The 20,160-nt window shown below is 72.4% G+C and carries 18 protein-coding genes; 9 read left to right on the top strand and 9 right to left on the bottom strand.

All coding sequences use genetic code 11. The features are described from left to right. Nucleotides 1-35: 35 nt before the first annotated feature. Nucleotides 36-320 (bottom strand): hypothetical protein, encoded by a 285-nt coding sequence (locus B4U46_RS39215; RefSeq protein WP_237293067.1) that lies wholly within the window; start codon nt 318-320, stop codon nt 36-38. A gap of 164 nt (nt 321-484) precedes the next feature. Here B4U46_RS39215 and B4U46_RS22255 point away from each other — a divergent pair, with 164 nt between their 5' ends. Next, nucleotides 485-811 (top strand): LPXTG cell wall anchor domain-containing protein, encoded by a 327-nt coding sequence (locus B4U46_RS22255; RefSeq protein ID WP_237293066.1) that lies wholly within the window; start codon nt 485-487, stop codon nt 809-811. 1,521 nt (nt 812-2,332) lie between these two features. Here the strand turns inward: B4U46_RS22255 and hutH are convergent. The 5 genes from hutH to B4U46_RS22225 all read right to left on the bottom strand — a co-directional run bounded on the left by hutH (nt 2,333) and on the right by B4U46_RS22225 (nt 8,388). Beyond that, nucleotides 2,333-3,874: a histidine ammonia-lyase gene (gene hutH / locus B4U46_RS22245; protein WP_079429464.1), complete on the bottom strand. Its 1,542-nt coding sequence runs from the start codon at nt 3,872-3,874 to the stop codon at nt 2,333-2,335. A 120-nt stretch (nt 3,875-3,994) separates the two neighbouring features. Then, on the bottom strand, nt 3,995-5,110 hold the full coding sequence (locus B4U46_RS22240) for a GGDEF domain-containing protein (RefSeq protein WP_079429463.1): 1,116 nt from the start codon (nt 5,108-5,110) through the stop codon (nt 3,995-3,997). 101 nt (nt 5,111-5,211) lie between these two features. Further along, complete coding sequence (locus B4U46_RS22235; RefSeq protein WP_079429462.1) at nt 5,212-6,021, bottom strand: enoyl-CoA hydratase/isomerase family protein; 810 nt, start codon at nt 6,019-6,021, stop codon at nt 5,212-5,214. Nucleotides 6,022-6,052: 31 nt separating this feature from the next. Continuing rightward, on the bottom strand, nt 6,053-7,210 hold the full coding sequence (locus B4U46_RS22230; protein WP_079429461.1) for an adenylate/guanylate cyclase domain-containing protein: 1,158 nt from the start codon (nt 7,208-7,210) through the stop codon (nt 6,053-6,055). Nucleotides 7,211-7,521: 311 nt separating this feature from the next. Beyond that, entirely contained in the window at nt 7,522-8,388 is an 867-nt protein-coding gene (locus B4U46_RS22225) for a biotin--[acetyl-CoA-carboxylase] ligase (RefSeq protein WP_079429460.1), read from the bottom strand. Nucleotides 8,389-8,519: 131 nt separating this feature from the next. Between B4U46_RS22225 and B4U46_RS22220 the strand changes: the two genes are divergently transcribed. From B4U46_RS22220 to B4U46_RS22210, 4 genes are all read left to right on the top strand, one after another. Beyond that, nucleotides 8,520-10,112, top strand: a complete 1,593-nt coding sequence (locus B4U46_RS22220) for an acyl-CoA carboxylase subunit beta (protein WP_079429459.1) — start codon at nt 8,520-8,522, stop codon at nt 10,110-10,112. Nucleotides 10,113-10,133: 21 nt separating this feature from the next. Next, nucleotides 10,134-10,346 carry an acyl-CoA carboxylase epsilon subunit gene (locus B4U46_RS22215; RefSeq protein ID WP_079429458.1) on the top strand — a complete coding sequence of 71 codons (213 nt, stop codon included), beginning with the start codon at nt 10,134-10,136 and terminating at the stop codon, nt 10,344-10,346. Nucleotides 10,347-10,452: 106 nt separating this feature from the next. Continuing rightward, nucleotides 10,453-10,587 carry a morphogenic membrane protein MmpB gene (gene mmpB / locus B4U46_RS39905; protein WP_094191805.1) on the top strand — a complete coding sequence of 45 codons (135 nt, stop codon included), beginning with the start codon at nt 10,453-10,455 and terminating at the stop codon, nt 10,585-10,587. A 12-nt stretch (nt 10,588-10,599) separates the two neighbouring features. Beyond that, a complete protein-coding gene (locus tag B4U46_RS22210; RefSeq protein ID WP_079429457.1) occupies nt 10,600-11,208 on the top strand; it encodes a Maf family protein in 609 nt (202 codons plus the stop codon). Here the strand turns inward: B4U46_RS22210 and B4U46_RS22205 are convergent. Further along, entirely contained in the window at nt 11,189-11,632 is a 444-nt protein-coding gene (locus tag B4U46_RS22205; protein ID WP_079429456.1) for a hypothetical protein, read from the bottom strand. The two genes, B4U46_RS22210 and B4U46_RS22205, sit on opposite strands and share 20 nt — an antisense overlap. 378 nt (nt 11,633-12,010) lie before the next feature. Between B4U46_RS22205 and B4U46_RS22200 the strand changes: the two genes are divergently transcribed. After that, complete coding sequence (locus B4U46_RS22200) at nt 12,011-13,774, top strand: acetyl/propionyl/methylcrotonyl-CoA carboxylase subunit alpha (protein WP_079429455.1); 1,764 nt, start codon at nt 12,011-12,013, stop codon at nt 13,772-13,774. A 365-nt stretch (nt 13,775-14,139) separates the two neighbouring features. Here the strand turns inward: B4U46_RS22200 and B4U46_RS22195 are convergent, their stop codons facing one another. Together B4U46_RS22195 and B4U46_RS22190 are read right to left on the bottom strand one after the other, a co-directional pair. Continuing rightward, on the bottom strand, nt 14,140-15,108 hold the full coding sequence (locus B4U46_RS22195) for a DeoR/GlpR family DNA-binding transcription regulator (RefSeq protein ID WP_079429454.1): 969 nt from the start codon (nt 15,106-15,108) through the stop codon (nt 14,140-14,142). 199 nt (nt 15,109-15,307) lie between these two features. Continuing rightward, a complete protein-coding gene (locus tag B4U46_RS22190) occupies nt 15,308-16,747 on the bottom strand; it encodes an NAD(P)H-quinone dehydrogenase (RefSeq protein WP_079429453.1) in 1,440 nt (479 codons plus the stop codon). 206 nt (nt 16,748-16,953) lie between these two features. Here B4U46_RS22190 and B4U46_RS22185 point away from each other — a divergent pair, with 206 nt between their 5' ends. The 3 genes from B4U46_RS22185 to B4U46_RS22175 all read left to right on the top strand — a co-directional run bounded on the left by B4U46_RS22185 (nt 16,954) and on the right by B4U46_RS22175 (nt 20,028). Continuing rightward, nucleotides 16,954-17,391, top strand: coding sequence for a gamma-glutamylcyclotransferase (locus B4U46_RS22185; RefSeq protein WP_079429452.1), 438 nt, complete (start codon nt 16,954-16,956; stop codon nt 17,389-17,391). Between the two features lie 141 nt (nt 17,392-17,532). Next, entirely contained in the window at nt 17,533-18,339 is an 807-nt protein-coding gene (locus tag B4U46_RS22180; RefSeq protein WP_079429451.1) for a purine-nucleoside phosphorylase, read from the top strand. 39 nt (nt 18,340-18,378) lie between these two features. Next, on the top strand, nt 18,379-20,028 hold the full coding sequence (locus B4U46_RS22175; RefSeq protein ID WP_079429450.1) for a phospho-sugar mutase: 1,650 nt from the start codon (nt 18,379-18,381) through the stop codon (nt 20,026-20,028). Nucleotides 20,029-20,160: the final 132 nt, after the last annotated feature.

The raw sequence follows: 20,160 nt of genomic DNA, 5'->3' as shown, positions 1-20,160 counted from the left end.
TTCCACACTCCGTTCGAATGTGTGCAACCCCACGGTCAGGCGTTGTCTGCCTCTTCCTCGAAGACCCCATCTTCCTCGTCCAGGTCCCACTCCAGGGACTCGGGGTCGTATTCGACGGGCTCACTGCTCCAGGAGGCCTGGGCCAGCTCCACGCCGGCGAGCTCCGCGACCAGGTCGGTCGGGTCGACGAGGTAGGCCAGGGCCTCGGACTCATCTTCCCTCACCGCGGACTCGGCGTGGCCACGTTCCTCGTCCGGCATGAACTCGTCGGCCTTGATGTGCGCGAGAGCGGCACCGATGAGGGCGTCGGAATCCGACACCTCCAGCACCAAATCCACCCGAAGCCGTACGTATCGTGATGTCTCAGAAGGGTTCATACGACGGAGAGTAAGCCCCTGACAGCCTCGACTTTCCCGCGACCCGCCCCTTTCACTAGCATCTGCGCACACGGCCAATTCGCTGCTTCCGCAAGGGGGATCGCACCGTGTCCGCACCTCGACCGCTGCTCACCGCTCTCGGAGCGACCACCCTCCTCGCCGCCCTCTGGTTCGTCCCGTCGGCGAACGCCACCGCCCCGGCACCCGAGACCTCCACCGGAGCCCCGGCCGCCGCCAATACCGGCACTGTCACGGGCGAGGGCACCGGAGACGGCACCATCGCCCCGGAGGAACACCCCGCGACGATCACGGTCCTCTCCCTGGCCGACACGGGCAGCATCGACACCACCCCGTACGTCCTGGGCGGCACCCTCTGCCTGGGCCTGGGCGCAGGCTTCGTGGCCTTCTCGGTCCGCCGGGCCCGGGTGGGGTAGGGGCGCGCCATCGCCCCTCGAGGGGTGGGGGCGGGGCGGTGTTTGCCCACCCACCTCGCAACGGGACCCGCGCGGGCCGGAACCGGACAGCGCACCGGCACCCAGGAGGGCGGGACCACACTCAGCGGTCTCAGGGATGGGTTGGGGCTTTCCCGTCAGTCTCATCGTCCTTCCGCGTCGGGCCGCCCTGTCAAGGGCGCTCCTTCGTCGCGTCGCTTCGCGATCGCCTGCGGCGACCCTTGACAGGCCGTCCCGCCACGGAAAAACGAAGACTGCCGGGAAACCCCCAAAGGAACGGGACGGACGTTCATAGGACATCCGGCGGACTCAGCGACCAGGCGGGATGGTCGGGGGCCGCCTCGCCGGGCATCCGGGCCGCCAGGATTGCCATCCGGGGCCGCGATCCGCGACAGATCGCTACGCGCTCCTCTGGTTATGGCGGCCGGCGACCGCCTGGGGCTGATACCCGCACCAAATGACGAACAGAGCGTCATCCGGGGCCGGTGGGCGCATCAAATCGCTACGCGCTCCTCTCTTTTCGGCGTCCGGCGGCCGTCTGGGGTCGCTGTCTGCACCAATTGCCGATGAGAAGGCCATCAGGCGGCCCCAGGCGCGTCAGATCGCTACGCGCTCCTCAAATCTCGGCGGCTGGCGGCCGTCTTGGGCCGGGATGCTCTGCGGATCGGCTTTTGGTGCCGCCACCAGCCACAGACGGCCGCCGGACGCCGGGATTTCGGCAGCGCGTAGCGATCTGACGCGCCCGCGAGCCCGGATGCTGCTCTGTTCGTCATTTGGTGCAGGTATCAGCCCCAGTCGGCTGTCGGACGCCGAAAAAGGAGAAGCGCGTAGCGATCTGGCGCGCCTGGCGGCTCCGGATGCCAATTCCGTCGGCTTTGGGTGCGGGCAGCGGCCCCAGACGGTCGCCGGACGCCGAAAAGACAGGAGCGCGTAGCGATTTGATGCGCCCACCGGCCCCGGATGACGATCCTGTCGTCCCTTCCTGCGGGCAGCGACCCCAGGCGGCTGGTAGACGCTGAGAAGTGAGGAGCGCGTAGCGATCTGTTGCGGATCGCGGCCCCGATTCGACGGCTCGTCGGCCCAGATGCTTGGCGAGGCGGCCCCCGGCCCCCCGGCTGGTCGCTGATCCCGCCGGATGTCTCAGGTACGACCGTGCCGTCCTTTTGGTGGTTTCCCGGCAGTCCTTGTCTTTCCGGGGCGGGTCGTGCTGTCAAGGGTCGCCGCAGGCGATCGCGAAGCGACGCGACCGAAGGGAGCGCCCTTGACAGGGCGGCCCGGACCGGAAGGACAGTGGGACTGACGGGAAAGCCCCAACCCTTCCCTGAGACCGCCGAGTCGGGTTCCGCCAACCACCGGTACCGGTCGGCTTTTCGCCGCCGCCCGGCGGGGGCGGCCGCAGAGGCGGGTGGGCAGCCACCGGCCCGCCGGGGTCCCTCGAGGGGGAAAAAGCGAGGCCGCGCCCCGGGCACCCCCCGGAGCGCGGCCTCGCGGCACGCAGTGGGCCTACGCCAGCGGGCCCGTCACCGGCTCGACCGCCGCCACCAGGCCGCCCGCGCGGACGAAGGCGTCGGCCGCCGCGAGGTCCGGGGCCAGGAAGCGGTCCGGGCCGGGGCCCTCGACGCCGGCCGCGCGGACCGCCGCGAGGACGGCCTGGCTGGCCGGGGCCGGGGTGAGGCCGTGGCGCAGCTCCAGGGCGCGGGTGGCCGCGTACAGCTCGATGGCGATGATGCGGGTCAGGTTGTCGACCGCGGTGCGCAGCTTGCGTGCCGCCGACCAGCCCATGGAGACGTGGTCCTCCTGCATGGCGGAGGACGGGATGGAGTCGGCCGACGCCGGGACGGCGAGCCGCTTCATCTCGCTGACCAGGGCGGCCTGCGTGTACTGGGCGATCATCAGGCCGGAGTCGACGCCGGCGTCGTCGGCGAGGAACGGCGGCAGGCCGTGGCTGCGGTTCTTGTCGAGGAGCCGGTCGGTGCGCCGTTCGGCGATCGAGCCGAGGTCCGCGGCGGCGATGGCCAGGAAGTCCAGGACGTAGGCCACGGGCGCGCCGTGGAAGTTGCCGTTGGACTCGACGCGGCCGTCGGGCAGGACGACCGGGTTGTCGACGGCGGAGGCCAGCTCGCGGGAGGCGACGAGGGCGGCGTGCGCGATGGTGTCGCGGCCGGCGCCGGCGACCTGGGGGGCGCAGCGCACGGAGTAGGCGTCCTGCACGCGCGGCGCGGACTCCTCCTGGAAGTGCCCGGTGAGCCCGGAGCCCTTCAGGACGGCGGCCATGTTGGCGGCGGCGGCGCCCTGGCCGGGGTGGGGGCGGATGGCGTGCAGCTCGGGCGCGAGGACCTTCTCGGTGCCGAGCAGCGCCTCCAGGGTGAGGGCGGCGGTGATGTCGGCGGAGGTGTAGAGGGTCCGCAGGTCGGCGAGGGCCATGACCAGCATGCCGAGCATGCCGTCGGTGCCGTTGAGGAGGGCGAGGCCCTCCTTCTCACGGAGCTCGACGGGCTCGATGCCGTGCTCGGCGAGGAGTTCGCCGGCCGGGCGGACGGTGCCGTCGGGGCCCTCGGCGTCGCCTTCGCCCATGAGCGCGAGGGCGCAGTGGGACAGGGGCGCGAGGTCGCCGGAGCAGCCGAGGGAGCCGTACTCGTGGACGACGGGGGTGATGCCGGCGTTGAGCAGGTCGGCCATGGTCTGGGCGACCGAGGGCCGTACGCCGGTGTGACCGGAGGCCACCGTCTTCAGGCGCAGGAACATCAGGGCGCGGACGACCTCGCGCTCGACGCGCGGGCCCATGCCGGCGGCGTGCGAGCGGACGATGTTGCGCTGGAGCTGCGCGCGCAGCTCGGGGCTGATGTGCCGGGAGGCGAGGGCGCCGAAGCCGGTCGAGACGCCGTAGACGGGCTCGGGCTTGGCGGCGAGCGCGTCGACGATCTCGCGGGCGCGGCCGAGGGCTTCGAGCGCCTCGCCGGACAGCTCGACCCGCGCGTTGCCTCGGGCGACGGCGATGACGTCCTCGGCGGTGGTCCCGGAGGTCCCCACCACGACAGTGTGCATATCCATATTCAGCACCCTACGGACTGAATCCCTTCATGTCACTAGCTGAAAATGTCACGATCGGGTCCGCCGGTTACCCCTTACGGATCAACCCCACCGCTTACGGATCCACCCCGCCGGCTACTGCCGCCCCCGGAACCGCCGCCGCTCCCCCGGGGCCTCGCGCGCCGCCGCGTCGGCCAGCCGGACCACCGCCGTGTCCCGGCCCGCGACCACCGGGCCCACCGAACGGGCGGCCTTCGCCTTGTACTGCGCGGCGTCCGCCAGCCGGAACAGCCGCCGGGAGGACTTCACCGCCCCGATCGGGTCCCCGGTGGAGGCCACCCCGCAGGCCACGCCCTCCCCCAGCTCCAGCGCGGCCGCCCGTACGCAGACCTCCTCGGTGACCCGTACCACCTCGTCCGCCGACGGGCCGACGCTGACCAGGCAGAACTCGTCCCCGCCCAGCCGGGCGACCAGCGTGCCCGCGAGCATGGCCCCGCACAGGCTGAGCACCGAGCCGAACCGTTCCAGCAGCCGGTCGCCGGTCGCGTGCCCGAGGGTGTCGTTGACCTTCTTGAGGCCGTTGAGATCGCAGACGACCAGGCTCACCACCGCCCCCGTGCGCCGGTGCTCCTCCAGCGCCTCGTCGAGCCGCATGTCCACGGCCCGCCGGTTGGCCAGGCCGGTCAGCGGGTCGGTGAAGGCCAGCCGCCGGGCCTCCTCCAGCCGCTCGTTCTGCGCGAGCCCTGCCGCCACCACGGCCGCCAGGACGGTCGCGAACTCCGCGTCGGTGTCGTCGAATCCGGGCAGCCCCTCGTTCCGGGCGACGTACAGCTCCCCCCAGGCGCGCCCGCTGAGCACGATCGGCGCCACCACGCACGTCCCGCGCCCGCGCGCCCGCAGGGCCGCCCCCCTGCGCCCCGGCCGGCCGCCGTCGGCGCTGTCGACCCAGGCGTGCGGACCGCCACCCCCGACCCAGCGCTCGTGCAGGAACTCGGTGATCTCGGGGAAGTCGTGGACGGGGTAGGACTCGTCCTCGGGGAACTCCTCCTCCCCGGGCCGCAGCTCCCCCTCGTTCACCAGGACCCGCAGCCGGCCCCGCTCCCGCTCCCAGGCGGAGATGGCGGCGAAGGAGCCGTCCATCGCCAGCCGCGCCCCGCGGGCGGCAGCCCGGACACTGTCCCGCGGCACGCAGGCCGCCGCCATGGCCTGCGCGAGGCCCACGACGGCCCGAAGCCGTCCGTCAACTCCCATCACCCCAGATTAGGGAGTTTTATCCGATTAAGTGATGGATAGCGCGAGATGGGGTGAATCCGAAATCACCGGGTGAAGCGGAAGCCGCACCGCCGGTCCGTCTACTCCCCCGGCCACTGCGGCTTGCGCTTCTCGTTGAACGCCGCCACGCCCTCCGCCCGGTCGCCCGAGAAGGCCACCGTGCGCCAGGCCGCGTCCTCGATCTCCAGCCCGGCCGCCAGGTCCATCCCGTGCCCCAGCCGCAGCGCCCGCTTGGCCGCCCGCAGCCCCACCGGGGAGTTCGCCGCCATCGCCGCGGCCAGCTCCAGGGCCCGCGCCCGGTCGGTGCCCGCCGGTGCCACCTCGTCGACCAGGCCCAGGGACAGCGCCTCGGCCGCCTCCACCCGGCGGGCGGTGAAGATCAGCTCGGCGGCCCGCGCCGCCCCGACCCGGCGCGGCAGCAGCTGTGTACCGCCGCCGCCGGGGATCACGCCCACCGACACCTCGGGCAGCCCCACGACGGCCGTCTCGTCGGCCACGATCACGTCGCAGGCCAGCGCCAGCTCGAAGCCGCCGCCCAGCGCGAAGCCGTGCACCGCCGCGATCGTCGGCATCGGCAGCTCCAGCACGCCCCCGTACGCGCCCCGGGTGGTCGGCCGCTGCCGCACCAGCTCGGCGTCCGACAGCGAGTTGCGCTCCTTGAGGTCGGCGCCCACGCAGAAGGCCCGCTCGTGCGTCGAGGAGAGCACGACGACCCGTACGCCGGGATCGGCCGCCAGCGCGTCACAGGCGGCGGAGACCGAGCGGGCCATCTCCGTCGAGACGGCGTTCATCGCCTTGGGCCGGTCCAGCACCAGCTCCGCGACCACCCCGCCGTCACCGTGCCGCCGCACCGCCACGAACTCCCCGAACCGGACTTCGCTCCCGCCCACGGCACACTCTCCCCGGAAAAGTTAACGAACGTTACCCGGGGATCTTAGGCGTCCGCCGCGTCAACGACCAGGGCTCCACGACACCCAGTCCGCGCACCGGCCGCTGCCACATCGGCTGGAGCGCGAAGCGGTACGAGCCGCCGCCCTCCTCGTTCTCGGCGTCCTTCTCCGACTTCGGCGCCGCACCCGTGCGGCCCAGCTCCTCCGCCATCGCACCGTCCACCAGCACCGCGTCCTTCGGCGCTATCGAGGTCAGCCGGCTCGCCAGGTTCACCGTCGTCCCGAACACGTCGCCCATCCGGGTCGTCACCGTGCCGAACGCTATGCCCACGCGCAGCTCCGGCATCTGCGCGTCCGCCTCCATCGTCTCGATCAGCCGCAGCGCGATCTCCGCCGCCGTCGCCGCGTCGTCGGCGGCGTACAGCACCTCGTCGCCGAGCGTCTTGATCAGCCGGCCGCCGTGCGCGGCGACCAGGTCCGCCGCCGTCGTCTCGAAGGCCTCGACCAGCTCGCCGAGCTCCTCCTCCTCCAGCCGCCGGGTCAGCCGGGTGAAGCCCACCAGGTCCGCGAAGCCCACCGCGAGCCGCCGGTCGACCATCTCCTCGTCGTCCGCGACCTGCACCACCCGGCCCGTGGCCGCCGCCAGCTGGCGCCGCCACACGTAGACCAGGAACTCCTCCAGCTCCGGCAGCAGCAGCTCGACCAGCGGGTACGTGACCTCCGTGCGGGTCATCCCGGGCTCGGGCGGCTCCGTCAGCCCCTCCAGGAAGGAGTCGATCTGCCATTCCGCCAGCCGGGCGGTGGTCTGCCCGGTGGAGCGCGCCACCTGCACCGCCATCGGCTCGCTCAGCAGCCCGGCCTCCACCAGGCCCGCCAGGCGCCGCAGCGCCAGCACGTCCGCCTCCGTCAGGGCCTTGGCCTGCCCGATGTCCGCGAAGCCCATGGCCCGCCAGAAGCGGGAGGCGAGCTCCATCGACACACCGGCGCTCCGGGCCGCCTGGAAGGGCGTGTAGCGCCGCTCGGCGCCCAGGATGAGCTGCTCCAGCCGGATCGCGAGCGGATCTGCCGTGGGCTGGGCCGCGTGGTCGACCTCGTGGAAGGGCGTGTGCCGGTCCCGGCCGATCGGTGTCCCGTGACTGCCCGAGGAGCCGGACGAGGACGCGCTGGACGTTGAGTCGCCGACGGTCAAGGGCCGCCTCCTGTCCATTCCGTGCGCATTCCGGGGAGCCCGATCGGGATCGCCTAAACCATACGGCAGGTGTGCCGTAGCTCACTCACCCCTCTTAGGGAGGCCCTTCGCCTCCGGGGCGCCGGAGCCCGGTTCACGGGCCCGTGCGTGCTCGGAAACCGCTCGTGCACCACGGTTTCCTGCGCCCGCCCGGACCCGTTCCCCAGGCGCGCCGCCTCGGCTCAGAGCCTCGTGCCCGCTTCGGCCGGACAGGGGACCCGCGCGGCCGGACCGCGCGGCCGGACCCCGCGCCCCGCCCTCATACCCAGCCTCTACCTCACCTGCCGCAGGTGCACCACGTCACCCGCTCCCACCGCCACCCGCTCCCCCTCGGCCGTCCGGATCACCAGGTGCCCGCCGGTGTCCAGCGCCTCGGCGGTGCCGACGAGCTCCCGGCCCCCCGGCAGGTCCGCCCGGACGTGCCGGCCGAGCGTGGCGCAGCCCGCCGCGTACGTCTCCTGCAGCCCGCTCTCCCCCGGGTCCCCCGCGGCGTCGCGCCAGCGCCCGTACCACTCCTCCAGGGACCGCAGGACGGCCTTCAGCAGCGGTTCCCGGTCGGTCACGGTCGCCTTCGCGAGGGCCAGCGAGCCGGCCGTCGGCACGGGGAGCTCGTCCTCGGTGAGGGTCACGTTGAGGCCAATCCCGATGACCACCCCGTCACCCACCCGCTCGGCGAGGATCCCGCCGGCCTTGCGCTCCTCGCCCTCGACGGTCACCAGGAGGTCGTTGGGCCATTTGAGCAGCGTGTCCACGCCCGCCGCCCGCGACAAGCCCGTCGCCGTGGCCACCCCGGCGAGCAGGGCCAGCCACGCCCACCGCTCCTCGGGCACGCCCGGCCCCGGCTTGAGCAGCACGGAGAAGAACAGCCCGGACCGGGCGGGCGCGACCCAGCTGCGGTCGAGCCGTCCCCGACCGGCGGTCTGCTCCTCGGCGACCAGCACGGCCCCCTCCGGCAGCCCGGCGGCCCGCGCCGCCAGATCGGTGTTGGTGGACCCGGTGGAGGCGACGACCTCCAGCGAGGTCCACAGGCCGTCCGCGGCGACCAGCGCCCGTGACAGGACGGAGGCGTTCAGGGGCGGCCGGTCCAGGTTCGACCAGCGTCCCGGGGTCGCTCCGGCTGAAGCATCTTGTGGAGTCATGCAACCCAATCTAGGTGTGTCAAACGCCGCACTGCCGAGCGCCATGCCCGCCGATACGCTACGCACCAGTAGCCAGCAGCAGTCAATCAATTGACCAGGCAGTTGACACCACACAGGGAGCCGCGACCCCGATGTCCCAACCCTCAGAGCCGATCGACATCCACACGACCGCGGGCAAGCTCGCGGACCTGCGGCGCCGAGTCGAGGAAGCCACGCACGCCGGTTCCGGGCGCGCCGTCGAGAAGCAGCACGCCAAGGGCAAGCTGACGGCACGTGAGCGGGTGGCCCTGCTGCTGGACGAGGGGTCGTTCGTCGAGCTGGACGAGTTCGCCCGGCACCGGTCGACCAACTTCGGCCTGGAGAAGACCAGGCCCTACGGAGACGGCGTCGTCACCGGCTACGGCACCGTCGACGGCCGCCCGGTGGCCGTGTTCTCCCAGGACTTCACCGTCTTCGGCGGGGCCCTCGGCGAGGTCTACGGACAGAAGATCATCAAGGTGATGGACTTCGCCCTGAAGACCGGCTGCCCGGTCATCGGCATCAACGACTCCGGCGGCGCCCGCATCCAGGAGGGCGTCAGCGCGCTGGGCATGTACGGCGAGATCTTCCGCCGCAACGTCCACGCCTCCGGGGTGATCCCGCAGATCAGCCTGGTCGTCGGCCCCTGCGCCGGCGGCGCCGTCTACTCGCCGGCCATCACCGACTTCACGGTCATGGTCGACCAGACCTCGCACATGTTCATCACCGGCCCGGACGTCATCAAGACGGTCACCGGCGAGGACGTCGGCTTCGAGGAGCTGGGCGGTGCGCGCACCCACAACTCCACCTCGGGCGTGGCGCACCACATGGCGGGCGACGAGAAGGACGCCATCGAGTACGTGAAGTCGCTCCTCGCGTACCTGCCGTCCAACAACCTCTCCGAGCCCCCGGCCTTCCCGGAGGAGGCGGACACCGAGGTCTCCGACGCCGACCTCGAACTCGACGTGCTGATCCCGGACAGTGCGAACCAGCCGTACGACATGCACACTGTGATTGAGCACGTGCTGGACGACGGGGAGTTCCTGGAGACGCAGTCCCTGTTCGCCCCGAACATCCTCACCGGCTTCGGCCGCGTCGAGGGACACCCGGTGGGCGTGGTCGCCAACCAGCCGATGCAGTTCGCCGGCTGCCTGGACATCAACGCCTCGGAGAAGGCCGCGCGCTTCGTGCGGACGTGCGACGCCTTCAACATCCCCGTCCTGACGTTCGTCGACGTGCCGGGCTTCCTCCCCGGCACCGACCAGGAGTACAACGGAATCATCCGGCGCGGGGCCAAGCTGATCTACGCCTACGCCGAGGCCACCGTCCCCCTCATCACCGTCATCACCCGCAAGGCCTTCGGCGGCGCCTACGACGTCATGGGCTCCAAGCACCTCGGCGCGGACCTGAACCTGGCCTGGCCGACCGCCCAGATCGCCGTCATGGGCGCGCAGGGCGCGGTGAACATCCTGCACCGGCGCACGATCGCGGATGCCGCTCCGGAGGAGGTGGAGGAGACCCGGGCACGGCTCATCACCGAGTACGAGGACACCCTGCTCAACCCGTACACGGCCGCCGAGCGCGGTTACGTCGACGCGGTGACCATGCCGTCCGAGACCCGCGCCCACGTGGTGAAGGGGCTGCGGCAGCTGCGCACCAAGCGGGAGTCGCTGCCCCCCAAGAAGCACGGCAACATCCCCCTCTAGGTCCCCGAGGAGCTCACAGTGATGATCAAGGTCGTCAAGGGCAACCCGACCCCCGAGGAGCTGGCCGCCGCACTGGCGGTGGTCCACGCGCGCGCGGCGGCGCTGGCCTCCGCGCCGTCGGGCGCGCCCCGGGTCCCGGACGAGTGGGCGGCGCCGGCCCGGGTCGCCCGGCGGCACGTGATGCGGCCGGGGCCGCGCGCGTGGGGCCGTACGTACTGGCCCCACCAGGGCTGAGCCTTCCCCGGGGGCCGCGGGGCACCCGGAATATGGCGCGAACGGACGGTGGCGCCTGAGTACCCGTACTCAGGCGCCACCGCTGTGCCGGGGAAAGGATCGGAGCATGCTCTGGTCAGACCCGAAGGACGAGCCGCCGAAGGACATGCGCGACGCACAGGCGATGCTGCGGCGGATGCTGGTGGTGCTGCTGCTGGCGACGCTGGTCGGCATCTACGTCCTCGGTGTGGCCCCCTTCTAGGGCCGCCCTACGATGGCCCCCATGACCGTACGCACGCTCGTCCTCGCCTCCGCCTCCCCCGCCCGGCTGAACCTGCTGCGGCAGGCCGGTCTGGCCCCGCACGTGATCGTCAGCGGCTTCGACGAGGACACCCTGGACCACGACGACCCGGCCGCCCTGGCGCTGGCCCTGGCCGAGGCCAAGGCGGGCGTGGTGGCCGAGCTGCCGGAGGCCGCCGGCGCGCTGGTGATCGGCTGCGACTCGGTGCTGGAGCTGGACGGCGAGGCGCTGGGCAAGCCGGCGGACGCGGCGGAGGCCACCGCCCGCTGGAAGTCGATGCGCGGGCGGGCCGGCGTGCTGCGCACGGGGCACTGCGTGATCGACACGGCGACGGGCCGCCAGGTCTCGGCGACGGCCTCGACGACGGTCCGCTTCGGCGAGCCGACGGACGCGGAGGTGGCGGCGTACGTGGAGAGCGGCGAGCCGCTGCACGTGGCCGGGGCGTTCACGCTGGACGGGCTGTCGTCGGCGTTCATCGACGGCATCGACGGCGACCCGGGCAACGTCATCGGCCTGTCGATGCCGCTGCTGCGCTCCCTGCTGGGCGAACTGGGAGTGTCCATCACGGACTTGTGGGCCTGAGCCCCTTCCCGGGCGCCGCCGGCGCGGAGCGGTCACCGTCTCCGTAGAGGATCAGGGCGCCCACGATCAGGCAGAAGACGGCCATCGTCGCCGCGAAGGCGCCCCAGCCGACGAGGGCGGCCGCGAGGGCGCCGAGCACCCCGTGGGTGACGGCGGCGGCGACGAGGACGACGCGGGCGATGCGGCCGGGCGGGTGGTCCCGCACGGCCGCGACGGCGAGGAGCACGGCGGTCAGCAGGAGGAAGGCTCCGATGGCCGCGCCCAGCCCGTAGGTCGCCTTGGACATGAGCTGCGGATCGCTGCCCTGGATGGACATCGACTGATCGGCGGTCGTCCGTCCGAGCACGAGATGGACGAGCACGAGCAGCGCGGCCTCCACGACGAGCGCGAGCGCGCCCAGCCCCGCCACGAGTCTGCGCAGCACGACGCCCCCATCCCTCCCACGCCACAAGCGTGTTCGATGCCAGGGAGGCTACTAACGAGTAAACCCGCGGACAAGAGGTCGGGGCGGGTCCGTTAAGCGGCGGGGACCGTGACGGCTCTCACGCAAAGATTGCCTAGGCCGTTCGTAGGGACTCCACAAAGAATCGACGGGGGCGGCTGACCCGCAGAACAGAGACCTTCGACGTGCCACGGGGTTACTGTGCAGTCGGGGATCTCCCTGACCTGGGCCGACACAAGGGTTTTCACACTCAAGGGGCACTCGCATCACGCTCTGTGTGGGCAAGCTCACCACCGGGGAAGGGTCGTAAGGCCGTGTCGGCAGTCCCTAAACTCAGCTTGTTTCAAGGAGGGAGCCATCGTGCGCAAGGTGCTCATCGCCAACCGTGGCGAAATCGCTGTCCGCGTTGCCCGGGCCTGCCGGGACGCCGGGATCGCGAGCGTAGCCGTCTACGCCGATCCGGACCGGGACGCTCTGCACGTCCGCGCGGCAGACGAAGCTTTCGCGTTGGGCGGTGACACCCCGGCGGCCAGCTACCTCGACATCGGCAAGGTCCTGCAGGCCGCGGCAGACTCCGGCGCCGACGCCATCCACCCCGGATACGGCTTCCTGTCCGAGAACGCCGAGTTCGCCCAGGCCGTCCTCGACGCGGGCCTGACCTGGATCGGCCCGCCGCCGCAGGCCATCCGCGACCTCGGCGACAAGGTGGCCGCCCGCCACATCGCCCAGCGCGCCGGAGCCCCGCTGGTCGCCGGCACCCCCGACCCCGTCTCCGGGGCCGAGGAGGTCGTCGCCTTCGCCGAGCAGCACGGCCTGCCCATCGCCATCAAGGCCGCCTTCGGCGGCGGCGGCCGCGGCCTGAAGGTCGCCCGCACCCTCGAAGAGGTGCCCGAGCTCTACGAGTCCGCCGTCCGCGAGGCCGTCGCCGCCTTCGGCCGCGGCGAGTGCTTCGTCGAGCGCTACCTCGACAAGCCGCGCCACGTCGAGACCCAGTGCCTGGCCGACTCCCACGGCAACGTGGTCGTCGTCTCCACGCGTGACTGCTCCCTCCAGCGCCGCCACCAGAAGCTCGTGGAAGAGGCCCCGGCCCCCTTCCTCTCCGAGGCCCAGAACGCCGAGCTCTACGCCGCGTCCAAGGCCATCCTCAAGGAGGCCGGCTACGTCGGCGCGGGCACCGTCGAGTTCCTGGTCGGCACCGACGGCACCATCTCCTTCCTCGAGGTCAACACCCGCCTCCAGGTCGAGCACCCGGTGACCGAGGAGGTCGCCGGCATCGACCTGGTCCGCGAGATGTTCCGCATCGCCGACGGCGAGGAACTCGGCTACGGCGACCCCGTCCTGCGCGGCCACTCCTTCGAGTTCCGCATCAACGGCGAGGACCCGGGCCGCAACTTCCTGCCCGCCCCCGGCACCGTCACCAAGTTCGACGCCCCCTCCGGCCCGGGCGTCCGCCTGGACGCCGGCGTGGAGTCCGGCTCGGTCATCGGCCCCGCCTGGGACTCCCTGCTGGCCAAGCTGATCGTCACGGGCGCCACCCGCGAGCAGGCCCTCCAGCGCGCCGCTCGCGCCCTGGCGGAGTTCAACGTGGAGGGCATGGCCACCGCCATCCCCTTCCACCGCGCGGTCGTCGCCGACCCGGCCTTCGCCCCGGCCGACGGCAACCCGTTCACGGTCCACACCCGCTGGATCGAGACCGAGTTCGTCAACGAGATCCCCGCCTTCACGGCCCCGGCCGCCGAGGATACCGAGGACGAGCCCGGCCGCGAGACGGTCGTCGTCGAGGTCGGCGGCAAGCGCCTGGAGGTCTCGCTGCCGTCCTCCCTGGGCATGACCCTGGCCCGCACGGCCGCCGCGGGCGGCGCCAAGCCCAAGCGCCGCGCCGCCAAGAAGTCCGGCCCGGCCGCCTCCGGCGACACCCTCGCGTCCCCGATGCAGGGCACGATCGTCAAGGTCGCGGTCGAGGAAGGCCAGCAGGTCAACGAGGGCGACCTGATCGTCGTCCTGGAGGCGATGAAGATGGAGCAGCCGCTGAACGCGCACCGCTCCGGCACCATCGTCGGCCTCACGGCCGAGGTCGGCGCGAGCCTCACCTCGGGCGCCACGATCTGCGAGATCAAGGACTGAAGCCCCCGCACCTGACGAAGGCCCCCGCCCCGGGTTGTCCCCCGGGCCGGGGGCCTTCGCCCGTCCGCCCGCCGCACACCGGATCCCTGCGGGGCCATTCCAGCCCGCGCTGGGGGCCTCCCAGCGGTGGCTGGGGGAGTTTGAGCGCACCGGGCGCGGAGCGTCCGGTGCGGGGGTCAGGGGCGGAGCCCCTGGGAACGGGCGAAGGGCGGGTAGGGGACTCCGCCCCGCAGGGCTCCCGCCGCGCCGCCGGCCGGTGTCCGACGGGCCGCCCTGGCGGGGACGGCCCGGCGGACACCGGCCGGGGGGAACGGCGGCGGAAGCCGGCGGACGGGACCTCGACGAGGAGCGACGAGCGGTAGCGGCTAGCGGCGCCTCATGTCCGCGACCCGGGCCCGCTCACCCGCCGCCTGCTGCTCCAGCATCGCCGCGGGAGCGCTCCGCAGCTGCGCGGTCGGCCCCCCGCGCCGCTGCACCGGCAGCGGCGACTCCCGCCGCTGCCGACGCCCCGGCAGGCCCTCCCCGGCGCCCCCGTGCCCGCCTGCGGCCGGCGCGGACCCGGCGACCGTGATCTGCACGCCCTGGTCGGCCAGCGCCTGCAGCTCGGTGGCGGCCCGGTCGTCGTGCGGCGGGGGCTCGTCCGTCACGAGCCGGGTCATCACGTCCGTCGGCACCGTCTGGAACATCGTGTCGGTGCCCAGCTTCGTGTGGTCGGCGAGGACCACCACCTCCGCCGCCGCCTGCACCAGCGCCCGGTCCACGCTCGCGGAGAGCATGTTGGACGTGGACAGCCCGCGCTCGGCGGTCAGACCGCTGCCGGACAGGAAGGCCCGCGAGACCCGCAGCCCCTGCAGGGACTGCTCGGCACCGCTGCCGACGAGGGCGTAGTTCGACCCGCGCAGCGTGCCGCCGGTCATCACCACCTCCACCCGGTTGGCGTGCGCCAGCGCCTGGGCGACGAGCAGCGAGTTGGTGACGACGGTGAGACCGGGCACCCGGGCGAGCCGTCGGGCCAGCTCCTGGGTCGTGGTGCCCGCGCCGACGACGACGGCCTCGCCTTCTTCGACGAGGCCGGCCGCGACATCGGCGATGGCGGTCTTCTCCGCCGTCGCGAGATGGGACTTTTGCGGAAAGCCGGACTCCCGCGTGAAACCGCCCGGCAATACCGCACCGCCGTGCCGGCGGTCGAGGAGTCCTTCTGCCTCCAGTGCCCGCACGTCCCGCCGTACGGTCACTTCGGAGGTCTGGACGACACGGGCGAGCTCACGGAGCGATACAGCCCCGTTGGCCCGCACCATTTCGAGGATCAGTTGGCGACGTTCAGCAGCGAACACGAAACTGACAGTAACCCCAACGACCGTCTGGTTTCAGCTCCTTGCACCGGAATACCGAAGTTGTCCATACGGTGGGGCGACAAGTGGTATACGCGTCCGAACGGACACCCCGCGTCCACCCGGACGCCACCGCCCGGCCCTCCGAGTCCGCCCCAAACCCGGGACGGGCAGGGGCGGTTGGCCGGACGGCGGTGAGGCCCTACGCCTCTCCGGCCGCCTTGCGCGTGTGGAGCTGGCGGGCGACCTCGGCGATCGAACCCGACAGGGAGGGGTACACGGTGAACGCGTTTGCGATCTGCTCGACCGTCAGGTTGTTGTCGACGGCGATCGAGATGGGGTGGATCAGCTCGCTCGCACGCGGGGAGACGACCACACCGCCGACCACGATCCCGGTCCCCGGGCGGCAGAACATCTTCACGAAGCCGTCCCGGATGCCCTGCATCTTGGCCCGCGGGTTGCGCAGCAGGGGCAGCTTCACGACACGGGCGTCGATCTTCCCGGCGTCCACATCGGCCTGGGTGTAACCGACAGTGGCGATCTCGGGGTCGGTGAAGACGTTCGAGGAGACCGTCTTCAGGTTCAGCGGGGCCACCGCGTCACCGAGGAAGTGGTACATCGCGATGCGCCCCTGCATGGCAGCCACGGACGCCAGCGCGAAGACGCCCGTCACGTCGCCGGCCGCGTACACGCCCGGCGAGGACGTGCGCGACACCTTGTCGGTCCAGATGTGCCCGGACTCCTTCAGCCGGACCCCGGACTCCTCCAGATTCATGTCCCTGGTGTTCGGGATCGCGCCGACCGCCATCAGGCAGTGCGTGCCGCTGATGACCCGCCCGTCGGAGAGGGTGACCTCGACCCGGTCGCCGACCCGCTTGGCGGACTCGGCGCGCGAGCGGCCGATGACGTTCATGCCGCGGCGGCGGAAGACGTCCTCCAGGACGGCGGCCGCGTCCGGGTCCTCGCCCGGCAGCACGCGGTCGCGCGAGGACACCAGCGTCACGCGGGAGCCCAGCGCCTGGTACGCGCCGGCGAACTCGGCGCCGGTGACGCCGGAGCCGACCACGATGAGCTCCTCGGGAAGCTCCTCCAGGTCGTAGACCTGGGTCCAGTTCAGGATCCGCTCCCCGTCGGGCATCGCGTCGGGGATCTCGCGGGGGGTGCCGCCGGTGGCGATCAGGACGGCGTCGGCGGTGAGGATCGTCTCCGTGCCGTCGGCCGCGGTGACGATGACGTCCCGGGTGCCGTCGATGCCCTGCGGACCGCCGAGCTTGCCGCGGCCGCGCATCACGCGGGCGCCGGCCCGGGTCACGGAGGCGGTGATGTCGTGCGACTGGGCGAGCGCGAGGCGCTTGACGCGCCGGTTCACCTTGCCGAGGTCGACGCCGACGACGCGCGCGGCCTGCTCGATGGGCGGGGTGTCGTCGGCGACGACGATGCCGAGCTCCTCGTAGGAGGAGTCGAAGGTGGTCATGACCTCGGCGGTCGCGATGAGGGTCTTGGAGGGCACGCAGTCGGTCAGCACCGACGCCCCGCCCAGACCGTCGCAGTCGACGACGGTCACCTCCGCACCGAGCTGGGCCCCCACCAGGGCCGCCTCATACCCGCCGGGTCCGCCGCCGATGATCACGATCCGGGTCACGAAAACTCCGCCTCACGTCTGCCCGGCCGGCTGCCGCCCCGGCCGGCGTCCGGGGGGTCTCCCCGGGGGATGCATTCCACGCCCATTGTCCCGCACGCTTCAAGGTGCTCCACTCCCGGTCTCGCTCCCGGTCCCACTCCCGGTCCTGTCATCCGTGCGCCATCCGGGCACGCGGGCCGGGGCACCCCTCCCGTACCCTCGACCTCATGTCGCTCTACGCCGCGTACGCCGGCAACCTCGACCCGCGGCTGATGACGCGCCGCGCTCCGCATTCGCCGCTGCGCGGCACGGGCTGGATCAACGACTGGCGGCTGACCTTCGGCGGCGAGCAGATGGGCTGGGAGGGCGCCCTCGCCACCATCGTGGAGGCCCCCCGCCAGCAGGTCTTCGTCGCCCTGTACGACATCGCGCCGCTGGACGAGGACTCCATGGACCGCTGGGAGGGCGTCGGTCTGGACATCTACCGCCGCATGCGCATCCGGGTCCACACGCTGGACGGCGAGGAGCCCGCCTGGTGCTACGTCCTCAACGGCTACGAGGGCGGCCTCCCCTCGGCCCGCTACCTCGGCGAGATCGCCGACGCCGCGGAATCGGCGGGCGCCCCGCACGACTACGTGATGGAACTGCGCAAGCGGCCTTGCTGACCCTGGGGCGGAGCCCCAGGCTCCCTCCAGCGGCCTCCAGCCCTCTCCGGGACGATTCGGCGGAAACGACAAGGCAACGATCCGAACACCGTGAGCTGTGCCATCTACGCGCGTAGGCCAACAGCGGCTACGCTCATCTGCGTGAACGCATCTGTTACCGACCCCTTCGCCGCCGCCGACGCCGCCGCCGCCCGCCTCCGCGAGCTCACCGGCGTCGAATCCCACGATGTCGCCCTCGTCATGGGCTCCGGCTGGGCCCCCGCCGCAGAGGCGCTCGGCGCGCCCGAGGCCGAGTTCCCGGTCACCGAACTGCCCGGCTTCCCGCCGCCCGCCGTCGAGGGCCACGGCGGCAAGATCCGCTCGTACAAGATCGGCGACAAGCGCGCGCTGCTCTTCCTCGGCCGGACCCACTTCTACGAGGGCCGCGGCGTCGCCGCCGTCGCGCACGGCGTCCGTACGGCCGTCGCCGCCGGCTGCAAGACCGTCGTCCTGACCAACGGCTGCGGCGGCCTGCGCAAGGGCATGAAGCCCGGCCAGCCCGTCCTGATCAGCGACCACCTCAACCTCACCGCGACCTCGCCGATCGTCGGCGCGAACTTCGTGGACCTCACCGACCTGTACTCGCCGCGCCTGCGCGCGATGTGCAAGGAGATCGACGAGACCCTCGAAGAGGGCGTCTACGTCCAGTTCCCCGGCCCGCACTACGAGACCCCGGCCGAGATCAACATGATCCGCGTCATGGGCGCCGACCTGGTCGGCATGTCCACCGTGCTGGAGGCCATCGCCGCCCGTGAGGCCGGCGCCGAGGTGCTCGGCATCTCCCTGGTCACCAACCTGGCCGCGGGCCTGTCCGGCGAGCCGCTGAACCACGAAGAGGTCCTCCAGGCCGGCCGCGACTCCGCCGCCCGCATGGGCACCCTGCTGACGCAGGTCCTCGCCCGCATCTGATCGACGAGCCGACGACGTACGAGAGGTAAGGCGGAACTAGTGGAACAGGCACAGGACGACCTGCTCACCCGGGCCCGGACCTGGCTGGCGGAGGACCCCGACGAGGAGACCGCGGCCGAGCTGCGCGCGCTCATCGAGGCGGGCGACACCGCCGAGCTCGCGGACCGCTTCTCCGGCACGCTCCAGTTCGGCACCGCCGGGCTGCGCGGCGAGATCGGGGCGGGCCCGATGCGGATGAACCGCTCCGTGGTCATCCGCGCCGCGGCGGGCCTGGCGGCCTACCTGAAGGCCCAGGGCCACGAGGGCGGCCTGGTGGTCGTCGGCTACGACGCGCGCTACAAGTCCGCGGACTTCGCCCGCGACACGGCGGCCGTCATGACGGGCGCCGGCCTGCGCGCGGCCGTGCTCCCCCGCCCCCTCCCCACGCCCGTCCTCGCGTACGCGATAAGGCACCTGGGAGCCGTCGCCGGCGTCGAGGTGACCGCGAGCCACAACCCTCCCCGGGACAACGGCTACAAGGTCTACCTCGGCGACGGCTCGCAGATCGTCTCCCCCGCGGACGCGCAGATCGCGGCGGAGATCGACGCGATCTCCTCCCTCGCCTCCGTCCCCCGCCCCTCCGACGGCTGGCTGCAGCTCGACGAGGAGGTCCTGGAGGCCTACCTGGCGCGCACGGACTCCGTCCTGAGCCCCACGTCCCCGCACGGCGTGCGGACCGTCTACACGGCCATGCACGGCGTCGGCAAGGACGTCGTGATGGCGGCCTTCGCCCGGCACGGCTTCCCCGCCCCGGTGCTCGTCACCGAGCAGGCCGAGCCGGACCCGGCCTTCCCGACGGTCGCCTTCCCCAACCCGGAAGAGCCCGGCGCGATGGACCTGGCCTTCGCGAAGGCCGCCGAGGTCCAGCCGGACATCGTGATCGCCAACGACCCGGACGCGGACCGCTGCGCCGTGGCGGTGCCCGACAACGGCGGCTGGCGCATGCTGCGCGGCGACGAGGTCGGCGCCCTCCTGGCGGCCCACCTGGTCCACAAGGGCGCCCAGGGCGTCTTCGCCGAGTCGATCGTCTCCTCGTCCCTCCTGGGCCGGATCGCCGAGGCGGCGAACCTCGGCTACGAGGAGACCCTCACGGGCTTCAAGTGGATCTCCCGCGTGGAGGGCCTGCGCTACGGCTACGAGGAGGCCCTCGGCTACTGCGTGGACCCCGAGGGCGTCCGCGACAAGGACGGCATCACCGCCGCCCTGCTGGTCGCCGAACTGGCCTCGGAGCTCAAGGAGCAGGGCCGCACCCTGACCGACCTCCTGGACGACCTGGCGATGGCCCACGGCCTCCACCACACCGACCAGCTGTCGGTCCGCGTGGAGGACCTGTCGATCATCGCCAACGCGATGGCCCGGCTCCGCGCGGAACCCCCGACGGCCCTGGCGGGCCTGCGGGTGGTCTCGGCGGAGGACCTGTCCCAGGGCACGGAGAAGCTCCCGCCCACGGACGGCCTGCGCTACTACCTGGAGGGCGACTACAAGGCCCGGGTCATCTGCCGCCCGTCGGGCACGGAGCCCAAGCTGAAGTGCTACCTCGAGGTGGTCGTCCCGGTCTCGGAAGCCTCGGACCTCACGGCGGCCCGCACCCGCGGCCAGGAAATCCTGGACACGGTGAAGAAGGACCTCGCGGCGGCCATGGGCCTGTAGCCCCCGCCCCCGCCGCCCCGACGGCCCCCTCGGCACAACCGAGGGGGCCGTCGGCGTTCGCAAGGGCCGCCATCTCCCCCGCGAGGGGCCGGGCCCGGGCGGTATCTGCCCACCCACCACCCGTCGGCGCCT

Origin of the sequence: Streptomyces katrae, assembly GCF_002028425.1 — a bacterium.
GTDB classification, from domain to species: Bacteria; Actinomycetota; Actinomycetes; order Streptomycetales; family Streptomycetaceae; genus Streptomyces; species Streptomyces katrae_A.
The sequence above is the reverse complement of the archived record's forward strand: the minus strand, read 5'-3'. Positions and strand labels throughout refer to the sequence as shown.